This window comes from Paracoccus shandongensis, from assembly GCF_017315735.1.
Lineage (GTDB): Bacteria > Pseudomonadota > Alphaproteobacteria > Rhodobacterales > Rhodobacteraceae > Paracoccus > Paracoccus shandongensis.
In genome coordinates this window covers 29,042-45,860 of record NZ_JAFLRK010000002.1, presented here as the reverse complement: position 1 = coordinate 45,860, position 16,819 = coordinate 29,042, and the positions used below count along the sequence as shown (strand labels likewise).

Annotated in this window: 16 protein-coding genes; 5 read left to right on the top strand and 11 right to left on the bottom strand. The window is 64.6% G+C overall.

Going from position 1 to position 16,819, the window contains the following annotated elements:
* Positions 1 to 2 precede the first annotated feature (2 nt).
* Entirely contained in the window at positions 3 to 1,358 is a 1,356-nt protein-coding gene (gene hemN / locus JX613_RS02655; RefSeq protein WP_207099913.1) for an oxygen-independent coproporphyrinogen III oxidase, read from the top strand.
* Positions 1,359 to 1,438: 80 nt separating this feature from the next.
* On the opposite strand, the gene JX613_RS02650 is transcribed toward hemN, so the two are convergent.
* Positions 1,439 to 2,359: a cation diffusion facilitator family transporter gene (locus tag JX613_RS02650; protein ID WP_207099912.1), complete on the bottom strand. Its 921-nt coding sequence runs from the start codon at positions 2,357 to 2,359 to the stop codon at positions 1,439 to 1,441.
* Complete coding sequence (gene polA, locus JX613_RS02645) at positions 2,359 to 5,157, bottom strand: DNA polymerase I (RefSeq protein WP_207099911.1); 2,799 nt, start codon at positions 5,155 to 5,157, stop codon at positions 2,359 to 2,361. Before polA ends, JX613_RS02650 begins: the two co-directional genes overlap by 1 nt.
* Before the next feature lie 95 nt (positions 5,158 to 5,252).
* Between polA and JX613_RS02640 the strand changes: the two genes are divergently transcribed.
* On the top strand, positions 5,253 to 5,417 hold the full coding sequence (locus tag JX613_RS02640) for a DUF2256 domain-containing protein (protein ID WP_207099910.1): 165 nt from the start codon (positions 5,253 to 5,255) through the stop codon (positions 5,415 to 5,417).
* 7 nt (positions 5,418 to 5,424) lie between these two features.
* On the opposite strand, the gene JX613_RS02635 is transcribed toward JX613_RS02640, so the two are convergent.
* Complete coding sequence (locus JX613_RS02635; protein ID WP_237168324.1) at positions 5,425 to 5,613, bottom strand: zinc-finger domain-containing protein; 189 nt, start codon at positions 5,611 to 5,613, stop codon at positions 5,425 to 5,427.
* A 162-nt stretch (positions 5,614 to 5,775) separates the two neighbouring features.
* Here JX613_RS02635 and JX613_RS02630 point away from each other — a divergent pair, with 162 nt between their 5' ends.
* Entirely contained in the window at positions 5,776 to 6,699 is a 924-nt protein-coding gene (locus tag JX613_RS02630) for an ABC transporter ATP-binding protein (RefSeq protein ID WP_207099908.1), read from the top strand.
* A gap of 18 nt (positions 6,700 to 6,717) precedes the next feature.
* The gene (locus JX613_RS02625; protein WP_207099907.1) at positions 6,718 to 7,170 is read left to right on the top strand and encodes a GFA family protein; all 453 of its coding nucleotides are present in this window, start codon (positions 6,718 to 6,720) and stop codon (positions 7,168 to 7,170) included.
* Here JX613_RS02625 and JX613_RS02620 read toward each other — a convergent pair.
* Together JX613_RS02620 and JX613_RS02615 are read right to left on the bottom strand one after the other, a co-directional pair.
* Positions 7,167 to 7,547, bottom strand: a complete 381-nt coding sequence (locus tag JX613_RS02620; protein WP_207099906.1) for a histidine triad nucleotide-binding protein — start codon at positions 7,545 to 7,547, stop codon at positions 7,167 to 7,169. The two genes, JX613_RS02625 and JX613_RS02620, sit on opposite strands and share 4 nt — an antisense overlap.
* Before the next feature lie 15 nt (positions 7,548 to 7,562).
* Positions 7,563 to 9,137, bottom strand: a complete 1,575-nt coding sequence (locus tag JX613_RS02615) for a DUF5928 domain-containing protein (RefSeq protein WP_207099905.1) — start codon at positions 9,135 to 9,137, stop codon at positions 7,563 to 7,565.
* A 135-nt stretch (positions 9,138 to 9,272) separates the two neighbouring features.
* Between JX613_RS02615 and JX613_RS02610 the strand changes: the two genes are divergently transcribed.
* On the top strand, positions 9,273 to 10,091 hold the full coding sequence (locus tag JX613_RS02610; protein WP_207099904.1) for a sulfotransferase family protein: 819 nt from the start codon (positions 9,273 to 9,275) through the stop codon (positions 10,089 to 10,091).
* Between the two features lie 16 nt (positions 10,092 to 10,107).
* Here JX613_RS02610 and dps read toward each other — a convergent pair whose 3' ends face one another.
* From dps to JX613_RS02580, 6 genes are all read right to left on the bottom strand, one after another.
* Positions 10,108 to 10,581, bottom strand: coding sequence for a DNA starvation/stationary phase protection protein Dps (dps, locus tag JX613_RS02605; RefSeq protein WP_207099903.1), 474 nt, complete (start codon positions 10,579 to 10,581; stop codon positions 10,108 to 10,110).
* Between the two features lie 147 nt (positions 10,582 to 10,728).
* Positions 10,729 to 10,962, bottom strand: coding sequence for an acyl carrier protein (locus JX613_RS02600; RefSeq protein WP_089387089.1), 234 nt, complete (start codon positions 10,960 to 10,962; stop codon positions 10,729 to 10,731).
* A 148-nt stretch (positions 10,963 to 11,110) separates the two neighbouring features.
* Positions 11,111 to 11,848: a 3-oxoacyl-[acyl-carrier-protein] reductase gene (fabG, locus tag JX613_RS02595; RefSeq protein WP_207099902.1), complete on the bottom strand. Its 738-nt coding sequence runs from the start codon at positions 11,846 to 11,848 to the stop codon at positions 11,111 to 11,113.
* Positions 11,849 to 11,886: 38 nt separating this feature from the next.
* Positions 11,887 to 12,813, bottom strand: a complete 927-nt coding sequence (gene fabD, locus JX613_RS02590; protein WP_207099901.1) for an ACP S-malonyltransferase — start codon at positions 12,811 to 12,813, stop codon at positions 11,887 to 11,889.
* 80 nt (positions 12,814 to 12,893) lie between these two features.
* On the bottom strand, positions 12,894 to 14,354 hold the full coding sequence (locus JX613_RS02585; protein ID WP_207099900.1) for a hypothetical protein: 1,461 nt from the start codon (positions 14,352 to 14,354) through the stop codon (positions 12,894 to 12,896).
* Between the two features lie 410 nt (positions 14,355 to 14,764).
* Positions 14,765 to 16,696 carry a potassium transporter Kup gene (locus tag JX613_RS02580; protein WP_207099899.1) on the bottom strand — a complete coding sequence of 644 codons (1,932 nt, stop codon included), beginning with the start codon at positions 16,694 to 16,696 and terminating at the stop codon, positions 14,765 to 14,767.
* Between the last annotated feature and the right edge of the window lie 123 nt (positions 16,697 to 16,819).

The window sequence follows — 16,819 nt, the reverse complement described above, 5'->3', positions numbered from 1 at the left end:
TTATGGGCAATGTTTCGCAACTGAGGCGGCTGGGCCTGTTCGATTCGCGCGTTCCGCGTTACACGAGCTATCCCCCCGCGACGCAATTCAAGAACGGCGTTGACGCCAATATGGTCACGGGATGGCTGGATTCCATCCCCGAGGGCGCGGCGATCTCGCTGTATCTGCATGTGCCGTTTTGCCGCAGGCTGTGCTGGTTCTGCGCCTGCCGCACGCAAGGCACGAAAACGCTGGATCCGGTCATCGCCTATGTGGACACGGTTCTGGCCGAACTGGCGCTGCTGCGCCGCCACCTGCCGCGCGGGGTGCGCCTGTCGCGGCTGCATTGGGGCGGGGGCACGCCGACGCTGCTGCCGCCCGACCAGATGCGGCGCATGGCCGACGCGATCTTCGACGTGGTGCCGATGGCCGAAGGGGCCGAGTTCTCGGTCGAGATCGACCCCTCGGAAATCGACGCCGCGCGCATGGCGGCGCTGGCGGCATCGGGGATGAACCGGGCCTCCATCGGCGTGCAGGACTTCGACCCCAAGATCCAGGAAGCCATCGGCCGCCTGCAGGGGTTCGAGCTGACGGCCCAGGCGGTGGACCTGATCCGCAGCCACGGCATAGGCAGCCTGAACGCCGACATCCTGTATGGCCTGCCCCACCAGGACCGCACCCGCATTTCGGAAACCGTGCAGAAGCTGCTGGCCTTGTCGCCCGACCGGGTGGCGCTTTACGGCTATGCCCACGTCCCCTGGATGTCCAAGCGGCAGGTGATGATCCCCGAGGACGCCCTGCCCGGCAACGAGGACCGGCTGACCCTGTTCACCACCGCCCGCGACCTGTTCGTGGCCGACGGCTATGACGAGATCGGCATCGACCATTTCGCCCGCCCCGGCGACGGCCTGGCGGTGGCCGCGAAGGCGGGCCAGCTGCGGCGCAACTTCCAGGGCTATACCGACGACGGGGCGCAGGTCCTGCTGGGCCTTGGCGCGTCCTCGATTTCCCGCTTCCCGCAGGGATACGCGCAGAACGCGCCCGCGACCGGGGCCTATACCGCCCATGTCCGCGAAGGCCGCCTGCCCTATACCCGGGGCCATGCCTTCACCCCCGAGGATCACTGGCGCGGCCGCATGATCGAGCAGCTGATGTGCGATTTCAGGATCGACGCGGACGAGATGGTGCGCGACTACGGCCTGACGCCCACCCGGTTGCAAGAGGTTCTGGACCCGGTGATCGGGCAGTTCGGCGCCATGGTCGAGGTCGGCCCCTGGGGGTTGCGCATCACGCCCGAGGGCCGTCCCCTGGCGCGGATGGTGGCCAACATGCTGGACGCCTACATGGCCGCGCCGACCAGCCATTCGTCGGCGGTCTAGGGTGCCACCGGTGCGTGCAAGCACGCACCCTACGGGCTGCTTGCCAGCCGTGTAGGGTGCGTGTTCACACGCACCGCATGTCAATCGTGGTCGTGGCCCTTGTGATCCGCGCAACCCTCGGGCGGCTCAATCTCGATGGTGGCGTGGGCGATGCCATGGTCATGGGCCAGCATCTCCTTGGCCGCGCGGGTAGTGGCGAAGGGGTCGCCCCCGGCCATGACCAAGTGGACAGAGGCCGCCGCGCGTTTCTCGTCGATCTGCCACAGGTGCAGGTGATGGGCATCCGTGACGCCGGGAAGCGCGCGCAGGGCCGACAGGACCGCGCCTGGATCACTGCCCGGGGGCGCGGCCAGCATCAGCATCCGGAAGACCGGGCCGATTTCCATGCCGATATGCCACAGGATCACGACGGAAATCGCCAGCGTCAGGATCGGGTCGGCCAGGTTCCAGCCGAAGGCCCAGATCAGCAGCCCGCCGAGGATCACCGCGACGGATACGCCCGCATCCGCCAGGTTGTGCAGGAAGGCCGCGCGGATGTTGGCGCTGTCCTTCGCCGCGCGATACACCAGCGCCGCCGTTGCCAGATCGACCACCAGCGCGAAGCCCGCCAGCCCCATCACCAGCCCGCCCGCCACGGGCGGGGGATCGGCCAGGCGGCCAAGCGCCTCGACCGCCAGCCAGATGGAAATGGCGATCAGCGCCAGATAGTTGACAAAGGCCGCGACGATTTCCGCCCGGCCCCAGCCAAAGGACCAGTCGGGCGTGGCCTCCCTGCGCGACAGCCGCCGCGCGCCGAAGGCCAGCACCAGCGCCAGGGCGTCGGACAGGTTGTGGATGCCGTCCGCGATCAGCGCGGTCGAATCGGCGGCATATCCCCCCGCGATCTGCGCGACGGTCAGGGCCAGGTTGACGACGACGGCCCAGCCGATGGCCGCGTCGCCGCCATGGTGATGCCCGTGCCCGTGCGAATGCCCGTGGGAATGAGAATGTGAGTGGCCCATCAGTGTGCCTCCGCCCAGTTCATGCCATGTCCCGCGTCCACCACCAGCGGCACCGACAGCCTGACGGCGGGATCGGCGGCGCCCTCCATCACCGCGCGGGCGGCGGCGATCAGGTCGTCCACGGCGTCGTCCTGCACCTCGAAGACCAGTTCGTCATGGACCTGCAGCAGCATCCGCGCGGGCAGATGGGCGATGGCTGCGGGCATCCGGATCATGGCGCGGCGGATGATGTCGGCGGCAGCCCCCTGGATCGGCGCGTTGATGGCCGCGCGGCGCGCGCCGCCTGCGGCGGGGCCGGACTGGTTGATGCCCGGGGTGTTGATGCGCCGCCCGAACAGCGTGCGGACGCTGCCATCCGCCTTCGCATCCGCCAGGGTGCGGTCCATGTAGGCGCGGATTTCGGGGAAACGCTGGAAATAGGTGTCGATGAACTCCTGCGCCTCGGCCCGGGGGATGCGCAGGTTGCGCGACAGGCCGAAGGACGAGATGCCATAGATCACGCCGAAGTTGATCGCCTTGGCGCGGCGGCGGATCATCGGGTCCATGCCTTCGACGGGCACGCCGAACATCTGGCTGGCGGTCATGGCGTGGATGTCGATGCCTTCGCGGAAGGCCTGCTTCAGCGCCGGAATGTCGGCCACATGGGCGAGGATCCGCAATTCGATCTGGCTGTAATCCAGACTGACGAGCCGGTGCCCCTCGGTGGCGATGAAGGCCTCGCGGATGCGGCGGCCTTCCTCGGTTCTGACGGGGATGTTCTGAAGGTTCGGGTCGGTCGAGGCCAGCCGCCCGGTCTGCGCACCGGCGATGGAATAGCTGGTATGGACGCGGCCCGTGTCCGGGTTCACGAAGGTCGGCAGCGCGTCGGTATAGGTGGATTTCAGCTTGCTGATCTGCCGCCAGTCGAGGATCCGGGACGGCAGGTCATGGCCTTCGGCGGCCAGATCCTCCAGCACGTCGGCGCTGGTGGAAAAGGCGCCGGTCTTGCCGGTCTTGCCGCCGGTCATGCCCATCTTGTCGAACAGGATCTCTCCCAGCTGCTTGGGGCTGCCGATGGTGAATTTCTGGCCCGCGAGGGCATAGATCTCATCCTCCAGCGCCGCCATCTTCTGGGCGAAGGCGCCCGACATGCGGCGCAGAACCTCGGCGTCGATGCGGATGCCGGCCATCTCCATCTCGGCCAGGACGGGCACGATGGGGCGTTCGGTGGTCTCGTACACGGTGGTCACGCGTTCCACCGGCAGAAGCGGCGCGAAATGCTGGTACAGGCGCAGGGTGACATCGGCGTCCTCGGCCGCATAGGGGGCGGCCTTGTCGATGGGCACCTGGCCGAAGTTGATCTGCGCCTTGCCGGTGCCGATCAGATCCTTGATCGGGATGCACTTGTGGCCCAGGTAACGCTCGGCCAGTTCGTCCATGCCGTGGTTGTGCGTGCCCGCGTTCAGGGCATAGGACATCAGCATCGTGTCGGCGAGCGGCGTCATGCGGATGCCGTGGCGGGCGAGGATCTTCCAGTCGTATTTCAGGTTCTGGCCGATCTTCAGGATCGCCGGATCCTCCAGGATGGGCTTCAGCGCCGCCAGCACCTGATCCAGCGGCAGTTGCCCGGCGACGGGGGCGGACTGGCCGAACAGATCGTCGCCCCCCGCCACATGCCCCACGGGGATATAGCAGGCGCGGCCCGGCGCCACGGCCAGGCAGATGCCCACGAGGTCGGCCTGCATCTCGTCCAGGCCGGTGGTTTCGGTATCCACGGCGACCTGGCCCGCGTCGCGGATCATCTGGATCCAGCGGTCCAGCGCGGCGCGGTTGGTGACGGTTTCATAGGCCGCACGGTCGATGGGCGGCAGGTCCGGCGCGGCAGGGGCTTCGCGCGGCGGGGCCGTCACGACGGCGGGCGCCTCGGCCCCCAGGCGTTCGGCCACGCGGGCGGTCAGGGTGCGGAACTCCATCTCGGACAGGAAGGTCAGCAGGGTGGATGCGTCGGGCGCGCGCACCTCCAGGCTTTCCAGCGTGAAGTCCAGCGGCGTGTTGCAGTCCAGTTCCACCAGCCGCTTGGAAATGCGGATCTGGTCCGCATGGTCGATCAGGGTCTGGCGGCGCTTGGGCTGCTTGATCTCGCCCGCCCGCGCCAGCAGGGTTTCCAGATCGCCATATTCGGTGATCAGTTGCGCGGCGGTCTTGATGCCGATGCCCGGCGCGCCCGGCACGTTGTCTACGGTATCGCCCGCCAGCGCCTGCACGTCCACCACGCGGTCGGGCCAGACGCCGAACTTCTCGAAGACCTCGTCGCGGTCGATGGGCTTGCCCTTGATCGGGTCCAGCATCTGCACGCCGTCGCCGACAAGCTGCATCAGATCCTTGTCGCTGCTGATGATCGTGACGGTGCCGCCCGCATCGCGCGCCTTGCAGGAGAGCGCGGCGATGATGTCGTCGGCCTCGTACCCCTCGGTCTCGATGCAGGCGATGTTGAAGGCGCGGGTGGCGTCGCGGGTCAGCGGGAATTGGGGGCGCAGATCCTCGGGCGGTTCGGGGCGGTTGGCCTTGTAGGCGTTGTAGATTTCGTTGCGGAAGGTTTTGGACGAATAGTCGAAGATCACCGCCGCATGGGTCGGCGCGTCGTGGCCCCGTTCGTCGGTGACGTATTTCCACAGCATGTTGCAGAAACCCGCGACCGCGCCCACGGGCAGGCCGTCGGATTTGCGCGTCAGCGGCGGCAGGGCGTGATAGGCCCGGAAGATGAAGGCCGATCCGTCGATCAGGTGCAGGTGGCAGCCCTTGCCGAAGCCTTCGCCCATGTGCATGTTCCTTTCGTTCCCGGTTTCCGGTTCTGGCACGATCGCGCGCCCGTTTCCAGACGCGCCTTGGCGCGGGCGGAACGCATGAGGTGGCAATGCCCAGGATGGTTCGCAAGGGCGACTTGCCCACCAAGATCTGCGCCTGCTGCGGGCGCCCCTTCGCCTGGCGCAGGAAATGGGCGAAGGACTGGGACCAGGTCCGCTATTGTTCGGACCGCTGCCGGGGAACCAAGGCGCCCAGGGGGTCAAAGCCTGGGTGAAGCCCCCTCAGTGGTCGTCATGCGCGTGGTCGCGGTCGATCACGAAGCGCTTGTCGCAATAGCCGCAATCGACAAAGCCCGTTTCCGGGGAAATCGCCAGCCAGACGCGCGGATGGCCAAGCCCGCCCGCATCGTCCCCGTCGCAGGCGACCTTCCAGGTGGTGACGGTCTGGGTCACGGGCGGCGGCAGCCTCAGTTCGGACAGATCGGTCTGTTCGGTGGACAGCGAGTTTTCCGGCGGGATGTATTGCGTCATGGCTGGCCTTCTTGTGGCGGCGGGCGTCATCTGGTCTTATCGCGTGATACCGCAGCGCCGCCTGCCTTCGCAAGCCGCCGCAGCCCGACAGGGGGACCAACCATGCCGAACGCCATCGCCATCGCCGGTCTGCGCAAGACCTATGCCGCCCAAGGCACCGCCCCCGCCAAGGAGGCGCTGAAGGGGATCGACCTGACCATCCCGGCGGGTAGCATCTTCGGCCTGCTGGGACCGAACGGGGCGGGCAAGTCCACGCTGATCAACATCCTGGCCGGGCTGGTCAACAAGACGGCGGGCCGCGTCACGATCTGGGGCTTCGACCAGGACGTGAACCCGCGCCAGTCGCGCGCGGCGATCGGGGTCATGCCGCAGGAGTTGAACATGGACCCGTTCTTCACCCCCCGCGCCAGCCTCGAGGTGCAGGCGGGCCTTTACGGCGTGCCGAAATCGGAACGCTGGACGGACGAGTTGCTGGAGCTGGTGGGCCTGACCGACCAGGCCAATGCCTATGCCCGCAACCTGTCGGGCGGGATGCGTCGGCGGCTGCTGCTGGCCAAGGCGCTGGTGCATCGCCCGCAGATCCTGGTCCTGGACGAACCCACGGCAGGCGTGGACATCACCCTGCGCGAGATGCTTTGGAACAACGTCCGCGACCTCAACCGCCAGGGCATGACCATCATCCTGACCACCCATTACCTGGAGGAAGCCGAGCAGATGTGCGACGAGATCGCCATCATCAACCACGGCACCCTGGTCGTGCGGCAGGACACCCGCAGCCTGTTGTCGCGCGCGGACGGCAAGACGCTGGTCCTGGACACGGGCGGGCGCGTCCCCCTGCCGCCCCTGCCCGCCGGGGCGCATCCCGAATGGCGGGGCGACGGGCGGCTGGCGATCAGCTATCCTCCGTCGCGGATCCGGGCCGACCAGATGCTGGACGCGCTGCGCGGCGCGGGCATCCCAATCCTGGACGTGGCGACCGAACAGCCGGATCTGGAGGACGTGTTCGTGGAAATGACGCGGGGCTGACCCGGCCGGGAGGAGAGGATGGACCCTGAGACACGGCAAGGCGGCTGCCGCTGCGGGCGGGTGCGGTTCGCCGTCACCGGCGCGGCCCTGGTCACGATGGCCTGCCATTGCGACGGCTGCCGCAGGATGACGGCCAGCGCCTATTCCGTCAGCGGCCTTTATCCGGGCGCGGCCTTTCGGATCACCCAGGGCAAGACGGTCCTGGGCGGGCTGAAGGGCGATCTGCAGCACCATTTCTGCGGCTTCTGCCTCAGCTGGCTGTTCACGGCGGGCCCGATGCTGGTCGACATGGTCAATGTCCGCATCACCCTGCTGGACGACCCCATGACCGAGCCGCCCTTCATCGAATGCTGGACTGAAACGGCCCTGCCCTGGGCGCAAACCGGGGCAAGCCGCCGCTTTCCGCGCTTTCCCGACCCGGCCGAGTTTCCGGCCCTGGTCGCGGCCTATGCCGGGCGGCAGGCGCCCTAGCCTTGCCGGGACAGCATCGGCCCCATCGCCCGCCCGCCCAGGATGTGCAGGTGGTAATGCGGCACCTCCTGCACGCCATGGGGACCGGCATTGGTGATGGCGCGGAAGCCCTGGCCGTCCTCCAGCCCGACGCCTTCCTTGCGGCACACCTCGGCGCAAAGACGCGTGAAGCCCGCGATTTCCGCGTCCGAGGCATTGGCCGCGAAATCGTCGAAGCTGACATAGGGGCCCTTGGGAATCACCAGCACATGCACCGGCGCCTGCGGGCGGATGTCGCGAAAGGCGAGGGCGTGGTCGTTCTGGGCCACGGTGTCGCAGGGGATTTCCCCCCGCAGGATCCGGGCGAAGATGTTGGTGTCGTCGTAATCGAAGGCCATGAGGCGATCCTGTGGTCAATCGGTGAACAGATGCGGCGTTTGCGCCAGATCATGCGCGACCGCCGGGGAAATATCCAGAAAGCGCGCGATTGCCTCGGCATTGGCGGCAACCGGCCGGGCCGGGGCGATAGTGTCGAACTGCGCGAAGTCCATGTCGCGCAGACGCTCGGCCTCGTGGGACAGGTCGCTTTCGACGATGGGCAGCAGTTGGGTGATCACCGCGTCAGGCGTCCCCTCGCCGGCCAGGCCCACGCGGCGCATGTGGCCGCGCAGATAGGCCTCGTCGAAGTCGCTGTCGATGAACAGGACCCGCGTCTGCGCCCGGTCGCCCGCGAAATCCGCGATCAGCGCCAGGGCGGAAGGATCGAGGCACAGCACCAGCCGCTGCGCGCCGAAATCGTCCAGCAGCAGCCGCAAAAGCGCCCGGCGGTGCCGTTCCCGCTTGGCCACGGTCGAGGCGATGCCGCCCAGGTCGGGCAGCCCCGCATCGCGTTCGTTGAAGATGTAGTCCACCGCCGGAATGTCGGTCAGCGCCCGGATGGCCGCCGTCAGCCGCTTGGCGACATGCCATTTCTTGGCGACGATCAGGCCGATCACATGGTCGCGCGACATGCCCTGGCCTTCCCAGAAACGCGGGGCGAAGCGGCGCCCGACACGGCCGCGCCCCGTCAGGAAGCGGAACAAGCGCGGCGCCTCGTTCGAGATGGCGAAATCCACCCCCTCGGCCAGCCAAAGCGCGCCCAGCCTGGCGCGCAGATCCTGCGCCTCGGCGCTGATCTTGCGGGCGAACAGGTAATCCTGGCGGACCAGCAGGTCGTAATGGTCGTTGTAGAAGGTCACCGGCATCCCGTAGTCGGTGAACATCAGGCAGGTGGGCGATCGGCGGCGGATCTGGTCCTTGGGCACGACATGGGCGACAAGGGTCTGGAAAAAGGTCTCGTCCGGGATCCAGGTGGTGCGGAAGAACCGGACCAGCTCGGGGCGTTCGTCGATCAGCGCCAGCACCGCCTCGACCGTGTGGCGGCGCAGGCACCACCATTGCGACCCGATCATGATCTGCACGCCCCTGGGCAGCCTGCGGTCCAGCCCCAGCCGTTGCTGCACCGCCATGCTGGCATAGAACAGGCGCTTGTTCTTGCGTTCGTTGAACCAGTGGCGATAGATCAGCCGTTCCGCCTTGATGCCGGTCTTGATCCAGTCGCTGTCGAAGAAATCGAAGGATTCGATGTAATCGCAGTCGTCCCGGTCCAGGAAGGCGCGCGCATATTCCGCCGATTTGATGGGCATGCAGTCGCCCGACAGCATGTAGAAATGCGTGGCCTGGGGAAAGCTGCGCTCGGCCTCGCGCAGCGCCGACAGGGTCGAGGCCACCAGCGACCATTCCCCCCACCCGCAGCGGAACCGCCGCGGCGCGAAGGCCACGCCCGGCTCGTCGGCCAGTTCCTGCCGGATCAGGCGATACTCCTCGGGCGGGGCGCTGCGGTCGTAATGGATGACGACATAGTCACCCGTCGCCGTCAGGCGCCGCGCCTGGTCCACCACGCCTTGCGGGTCCTTGTGCGTCAGCAGGATAAAGGCGATACGGGCCATGGGGGCGCAAATTCCTGGTCAAAAGAGTATGATGTCGGATGGGCGTTCAAATCTTGCGCCTGTCTTGTTAACGGTGTGTAAACGCCTTTGACGTGTGCCGGCAAGCCGGACTGCAATCTTGGAGAAGAACCGACGATGGGCTTTCCCGGTGTCTGGATGACCGAAAGCGAAAGCATGATCTATCGGGTGGTGCCGAAATGCGCCTGCTCGACCATTGGACAGATCATGTTCTATTCCGACCATGGCCGCTTCTTCGACGGCGACATTCACGATTCCACCGAAGGCCTGCACAAGTGGTCGCAGGACGGCAGCAAGCCGCTGATCGAAAAGGCGGTCGCCCGCCACGACGCCGTCACCTTCACCTGCGTGCGCAATCCTTACGCGCGGATCCTGTCGTCCTTCTTCGACAAGATCGCCGGGATCCAGCGCAACGGGCGGCGCTATCGGGGCAACCTGGTGCCGCAACTGGCGCAGCAATACGGCATCGACGTGGGCAGCCCCGACAATGGCTTCGACTTCGACCAGGTGGCCAGCTTCCGCCGTTTCCTGCTGTTTGCCCGCGACACCATACGCTGGCGCCGCCCGATGGAGCCCGACATCCACTGGTCGGCCATGTCGGGCCATATCGCCACCTTTATCGCCAATGGCGGCCGCTACGACCGGATCTTCTTCACGGAAGACTTCAACGCCGGCATGGCGCAGGTTCTGGGATCGGCCAAGACGCCCGTTCCCGTGGATCTGGCCGCCGTGCCGCGCTTCAACGAATCCGAGGGCCATGGCCCCAAGCGCGCCCACAAGGTCAGCGCCTATTTCGACGACCTGTCGCGGCACCTGGTCTGGGAAATCTACAAGGACGATTTCCAGCTGTTCCGATACGACTTCGACGACCCCGACAACAAGATGCCCCTGGGCGAGGTCGATCTGGACGAGGTCCACGCCAAGCTGGGCCGCTGAAGGGGCCGGGCGGCCATCACTCCAGATGGCTTTCCAGGAACCACAGGTCCTTGTCCACCGTGCGCGAGGCGGCGGTAAGGATGTCGGCGGTGTCGGCATCGCCCGCCTCGTCCGTGGCGTCGATGGCTGCGCGCAGCTTTTCGCCATGCTCGCGGTAGCGGTCGCACAGCGCGCGGATGTGATCCTCGGCCCGGGTCAGGTCGGTCGGGTATTCGGGCAAGCCGCTGGCCCCTGACACCTTTTGCGCCGTGCCGACCGCGACGCCGTCCAGTTGCTGCACGCGCTCGGCCATGGTGTCGATATGGATTTGCAGGTTGGCATGAAGCATGTCCAGCAACTCATGCACCGCGATGAAATTGCGGCCCTTCACGTTCCAATGCGCCTGCTTGACCGCCAGCGCCAGCGCGATCGAATCGGCCAGCCGCCCGTTCAGTTCCGAGATCGAGGTCTTGCGGGCGTTATCGGTCAGGCCCCTCAGTTCGACAGCCATGATCGGCTCCTTCCGTTTCATGTCGCGCGGCCCAACGGCCCGCCGCCGCGCCCGGTTCCGGCAAGGGCCGCGCCCCCAATGGAAAACGGCGTCCCTGCTGGTGCAAGGACGCCGTTTCGGAAACTGCCGGTGATCGGCGGATGCGGCTCAGACCGCGCCCTTGATGAAGGTCACCGCGTCGCCGACGGTCTGGATGGTTTCGGCGGCATCGTCCGGGATCTCGATCCCGAATTCTTCCTCGAACGCCATGACCAGCTCGACGGTGTCGAGGCTGTCGGCCCCCAGGTCGTCGATGAAGGACGCGGATTCGACCACCTTGTCCTCCTCGACGCCCAGATGCTCGACCACGATCTTCTTCACGCGATCAGCGATATCGCTCATGTCACATCCTCATTCTCGCGGGCATCCGCCCAATTTTATCCGCGAATATAATCCGCTTCGGCACAGGGCGGTTTCCCTGCTGCTCAAGGCCCGGGATATAGCACCCGCTTGCCCTGTTGCAACCGCTTTTGCTTGGAAAGCGGCGGCCTCAGACCATCGCCATGCCGCCGTTCACATGCAGCGTGGCACCGGTGACATATCCGGCCTCGGGGCTGGACAGATACAGCACCGCCGCCGCGATCTCCTCGGGCGCGCCCATGCGGCCCGCGGGGATCTGGCCCAGGATCTTGCCCTTCTGGTCAGGGGTCAGCTTGTCGGTCATGGCCGTGGCGATAAAGCCGGGCGCCACGCAGTTCACGGTGATGCCGCGGGATGCCACCTCATAGGCCAGCGACTTCGACATGCCCACAAGCCCCGCCTTGGCCGCGGCATAGTTGCCCTGCCCCGGATTGCCCGTGGCCCCCACGACCGAGGTGATGTTGACGATCCGCCCCCAGCGGGCCTTCATCATGCCGCGCAGCGCCGCGCGCGACAGGCGGAACACGCTGGTCAGGTTGACCTCCAGCACCTGCGCCCATTCCTCGTCCGACATGCGCATGAACAGGTTGTCGCGCGTGATGCCCGCATTGTTGACCAGGATATCCACGGATCCCATGGCCCCCGCCGCGTCCTTGATCAGCCCGGCCGCCGCCTCGGGCTCCGACAGGTTGGCGGGCACGACATGGGCGCGCTCTCCCAAGGTCGCGGCCAAGTCGTGCAACGGTCCCTCGCGCGTGCCGGACAGGGCCACGGTGGCGCCCGCCGCGTGCAGCGCCGCCGCGATGGCGCCGCCGATGCCGCCCGATGCGCCTGTCACCAGGGCCGTCTTGCCTGTCAGATCGAACATGGCCGTTCCTTCTTCGTTGTCCAAATACCCAAAAGGCGTCAGCCCTTCAGCGCCGCGATATCCGCAGGGGCGCCGACATTGCGGACCACCGCGTCCTTGGCGATGCGCTTGATCATCCCCGACAGCGCCTTGCCCGCGCCGATTTCCCAGAACTCGGTCACGCCCGCCCCCGCCAGGTTGGCGATGGATTCGCGCCAGCGCACGGTGCCCGTCACCTGTTCCACCAGCAGCCGCCGGATCGCGCCGGGTTCCGTCACCGCCTCGGCCCGGACATTGGCGATCAGCGGGACGGCGGGGGGCTGGATGTCCACCCCCGCCAGCGCCTCGGCCATCACCGCCGCCGCAGGCTGCATCAGCACCGAATGGAACGGGGCCGAGACCGGCAGCATCAGCGCCCGCTTGGCCCCGGCTTCCTTCATCGCCGCGGCCGCCCGTTCCACCGCGCCCTTGTGCCCCGAGATCACCACCTGCCCCGGATCGTTGTCATTGGCGGCCTGCACGACCTCCTCGCCCGCCGTCTCGCGCGCGATCCGGTCCACGGTCGCGAAATCCAGCCCCAGGATCGCGGCCATCGCGCCCTGGCCCACCGGCACAGCCTCCTGCATGGCCTGCCCGCGCAGCCGCAGCAGCCGCGCCGTATCCTCCAGCGTCAGCGCCCCCGCCGCGCACAGGGCCGAGTATTCCCCCAGCGAATGCCCCGCCACGAAATTCGCGTCCCGGATAGTGATGCCTTCCGCTTCCAGCGCCCGGAACGCCGCCATCGAGGCCGCCATCAACGCCGGCTGCGCGTTCTGCGTCAGCGTCAGCGTCTCGATATCCCCGTTCCAGACCAGGTCCGAGAGCTTTTCCCCAAGCGCCTCGTCCACCCGCTCGAACACCTCGCGCGCAACTGGGTAGACCTCGGCCATCTCGCGCCCCATGCCGACGGTCTGCGCCCCCTGGCCTGGAAAGACGAACGCGCGCATGGGGAGCCTCCTCGGATGGTGTGGGTTCGGGAGGGGATAGCGCGGATGGGGGTGGGAGGGGAAGGGGGTTTACGGGGGCATTATGCAGCGTATTCAGGATGAGCAGAATAGAACTGCGATAAGTCAAGGATTGACCGCCTGTAAGACCTCGCATCATTTTCCATTGGAACCTCAACATTCTCAGCAATATCCTCGAGAGTAATCGCCTTCGAAAAGTCCTGCTCTAACGGCATCTGCTTTGTTGCTATGAGATCAACGTAGCATCCGTAATCAATTTTGTAATGCAGATAACGCGCTCCCGGATTATCTCTGGAAGAAACATTTCGCTGGCGAATATGAACGAGCCGGCGATCAAATAGCAGATCGACATTCCGGTCCCGCTTTCCCACTTCAAGCAAGAATGCATTCGTTTTCTTGCTTCTAATTGAATTATCAACGACAAACTGAAGAAGATCACGAAGCACAGGATTCTCTTCCACCTGAGAACTCTTGTCCTCTTGGTAGTATCTATGTCCTGAAGCTCTAACCTTCGGAATATCTATTGTGCCAGCAAGCGATTTTTGCGCACAAATAGATGCTATATGGAGGGCATCCCGCGGAACACCCTCTGCCGCCTTGACAAATTCCTCAAAAGAGTTTTTCTGGTTAAAAGATTTTCGGTAGACTTCGTCAGAGCTATCCGGTTCAGGCAGACCCTTTTCACGGCAATAACTCTTTACATGGCGAAACAAAAACTCTTTGAAAAATCTTATGCTAGCATCGTCATTATTTTCAAAAATCAAATAATCATCAAGACGAACATTACTCCTAATATCAGAAGTAAGCTCTAGACCAATGGCATTATCAGGCCCCGAATCAAGCAAGAACTTCGTTCGATGCTCAATTGCTCCAATTTTTACAGTGATCTGAGGTATGTTAAAGAATGCTCTCTTTAACATATCCGCAAGGAAAGGCTGCAATTCAACAGGAATTGCACTCCACTCATCCATAATTATCCAAACACGTCTTACTGCAAGTGCATTCACTATGTCTCTTAGCGAAGAACTAAGTTGAGGGAAACGGATGGCCACCGTCTCAGCACCAGTAGACTCTCTCGATAAAGCAGATTCTAGAGTTTTAGAACCTTCCTGTTTTGCATGAGCATCAACTTTCGGCCTTCCCCCAAACAACAATTGGATGCCAAGCCCTTTTGATTTTTTATCAGTCTCTGTTACTATTTCTTTTACTGAAACGTTTCCCGTAACCCTTACATTAGATATAGCATTTCCCAATCTGTCAATGGGGCCCGAAAGACTGTTGATGTCACTGACTCCGCCATTTATGATGAAATCTAACAGTCCATCCTGTATGAATGCTAATGTATCTATCAGCAGGCGAGTTGCGCGTTCCGTAACTGGCAAATTCTGGTCATTGTATATAGAACCATCAGAGCCTATGTTCCTCATGTCAATAAATATTGAGCAGTCGCCCACATCTCCACGAGTTGCGTAAAGATACCTCAAGGCGTGCGTCTTTCCAGTTCCCCTTCTTCCAAATATCACTTAATGATCTTCCGTAGATATTAGATCAAGCAAAGGACCAACAGTAGAAAAAGACTCGACCACCTGATCAGCCTCTAGCCGTTCAGCTCGCCCCTTAAGTCCAATAAGACACTTCATTAGAATTTCTGTAGTAAGTTCATCAGGCATGAAAAACTCTCATTTACTTGGCGGCACGACGGTTGCTTACTTTGCTAACACATTAGCATTCCTGTTCGCCAGTTCTATCAAACAAAAAAGAGCCTCTCCGGCTCCTTCCCTCTGGACAATCATCTGGTCAGATTCAAGTCTCGAGAAGGAGATTGCATTATCCTCTTTGCTATCTAGGATACGCTCGGGCCCGTGGATCAAGCTCTCAGTGCAGACAGCGGGTAATTCCTCACCGATGGTGCTATCTAGGTTCGCTCCACCCCTCAAATATTCTTCTGCTGCCCCAGCTCCACCACCCGGTTCGACGGCAACCGATAGTAGTTCGTCGGCTCGGCCGCCGACCGATACAGCCTGACAAAAATCCGGCTCATCCAGTGGGGCATCAGCGTGCCCTTGCCCCCCCGCAGCGTGCGGCGGTTCAGGAAGAACGAGGTGGACATGATGTCGAACTTCAGGCCCTCGCGCTTGGCCTCGGCCAGGGCGCGGGGGACGTTGGGCTGCTCCATGTAGCCAAAGGACAGCCAGGCCCGCCAGAAACCGGGGGCGATGGCCTCAAGGCGCAGGCGGGCGTCGTCAGGGACACGGGGGGTGGTGGCGCTTTCGACCTTCACGATGAAGTTGCGCTCGTGCAGGACGCGGTTGTGTTTCAGGTTGTGCAGCAGCGCGGGCGGGGCGACCATGGGATCGGCCGTCAGGAAGACCGCCGTGCCCGGCACGATCACCGGGGGCGATTTCGACAGCTTGCCCGCCAGCAGGTCCATGGCGATGCTTTCGGTGGCCAGCTTGTCCTGCAGGCGGCGCATCCCCTCGACCCAGATCACCATCATGGCGATGGCCCAGGCGGCGAAGATCAGCGGGATATAGCCGCCGTCCAGAAGCTTCATCAGGTTGGCCGAAAAGAAGATCAGCTCGATCCCCAGGACCGGCACCATCACCAGGGCGACCAGCGGCCAGGACCAGTTCCACGACCAGCGGAACACGATCACCGCCAAGACCGAGGTGATGACCATGTCGCCCGTCACCGCGATGCCATAGGCGCTGGCCAGCCGCGCGGACGACCCGAAGGCCAGCACCAGCGCCACAACGCCCACCAGCAGGACCGCGTTGACCTTGGGCAGGTAGATCTGGCCCGCCTGCGTGTCCGAGGTGTACTTGATGTGCAGGCGCGGCAGAAGGCCCATCTGCACCGCCTGCGCCGCGACCGAGAACGCGCCCGAGATCACCGCCTGCGAGGCGATCACCGTGGCCGCCGTCGCCAGGATCACCAGGGGCACCAGGAACCATTCGGGCGCCATCAGGAAGAAGGGGTTCGACAGGGTTTCGGGATGGGCCAGCACCATGGCGCCCTGGCCCAGATAGGACAGCGCCAAGGCGGGAAAGACCAGCGCGCTCCAGGCGGTGCGGATGGCGCTGCGGCCGAAATGGCCCATGTCGGCATAAAGCGCCTCGGCCCCGGTGACGGCCAGGAAGACCGATCCCAGCACCGGCAGCGCGGCCATGCCGTAACGGGTCAGGAAACCCGCCGCGCGCAGCGGGTTCAGCGCATGAAGGATGCGCGCGTCGTCGGCGATATGGGTCAGCCCCAGGACCGCCATGGTGGAAAACCACACCAGCATGACCGGCCCGAACAGCCGGGCGATCCGGGCGGTGCCGCCGCTCTGGACCCAGAACAGGGCGACCACGATCACCACCGTGACCGGCACCACCCAGGGCTGGAAGGCGGGCTGGACCAGGGTCAGCCCCTCGACCGCCGACAGGACCGAGATCGCGGGCGTGATCATGCTGTCGCCGAAGAACAGCGACACGCCCACGATCCCCAGCAACAACAGCAGCCGCCGGCGCCGGGCCTCGGGGCCGACCTTCAGCGCGCCCTGCGCCTTGGCGACCAGCGACAGGGTGCCGCCTTCGCCGTTGTTGTCGGCGCGCAGGATCAGGATGACGTATTTCACTGTCACGATCAGCACCACCGTCCAGAACAGCAGCGACACGATGCCGATGACCGAGGTTTCGGGCAGGCCTTCCTCATGCGCGTGGACAAGCGATTCGCGCAGCGCGTAAAGCGGCGAGGTGCCGATATCGCCATAGACGACGCCCAGGCAGGCCAGCACAAGGGCGGGCGTCAGCTTCGACGGGACATGGGGTTCACGCGCATGATCCGCCGCAGAGGGGCTGGTTGCGGCTTCTTCGCTGGCCATTCCGGCACTCCGATTGCGACATCCGCAGGGATATGCGCCCGGAGGCGGGGCTGTTCAAGAAAAATTCATCAGGGCGGCGGCGCGCCCCGGTCCGCGTCAGGCTGTTGACCCGTGCCGCGCTTG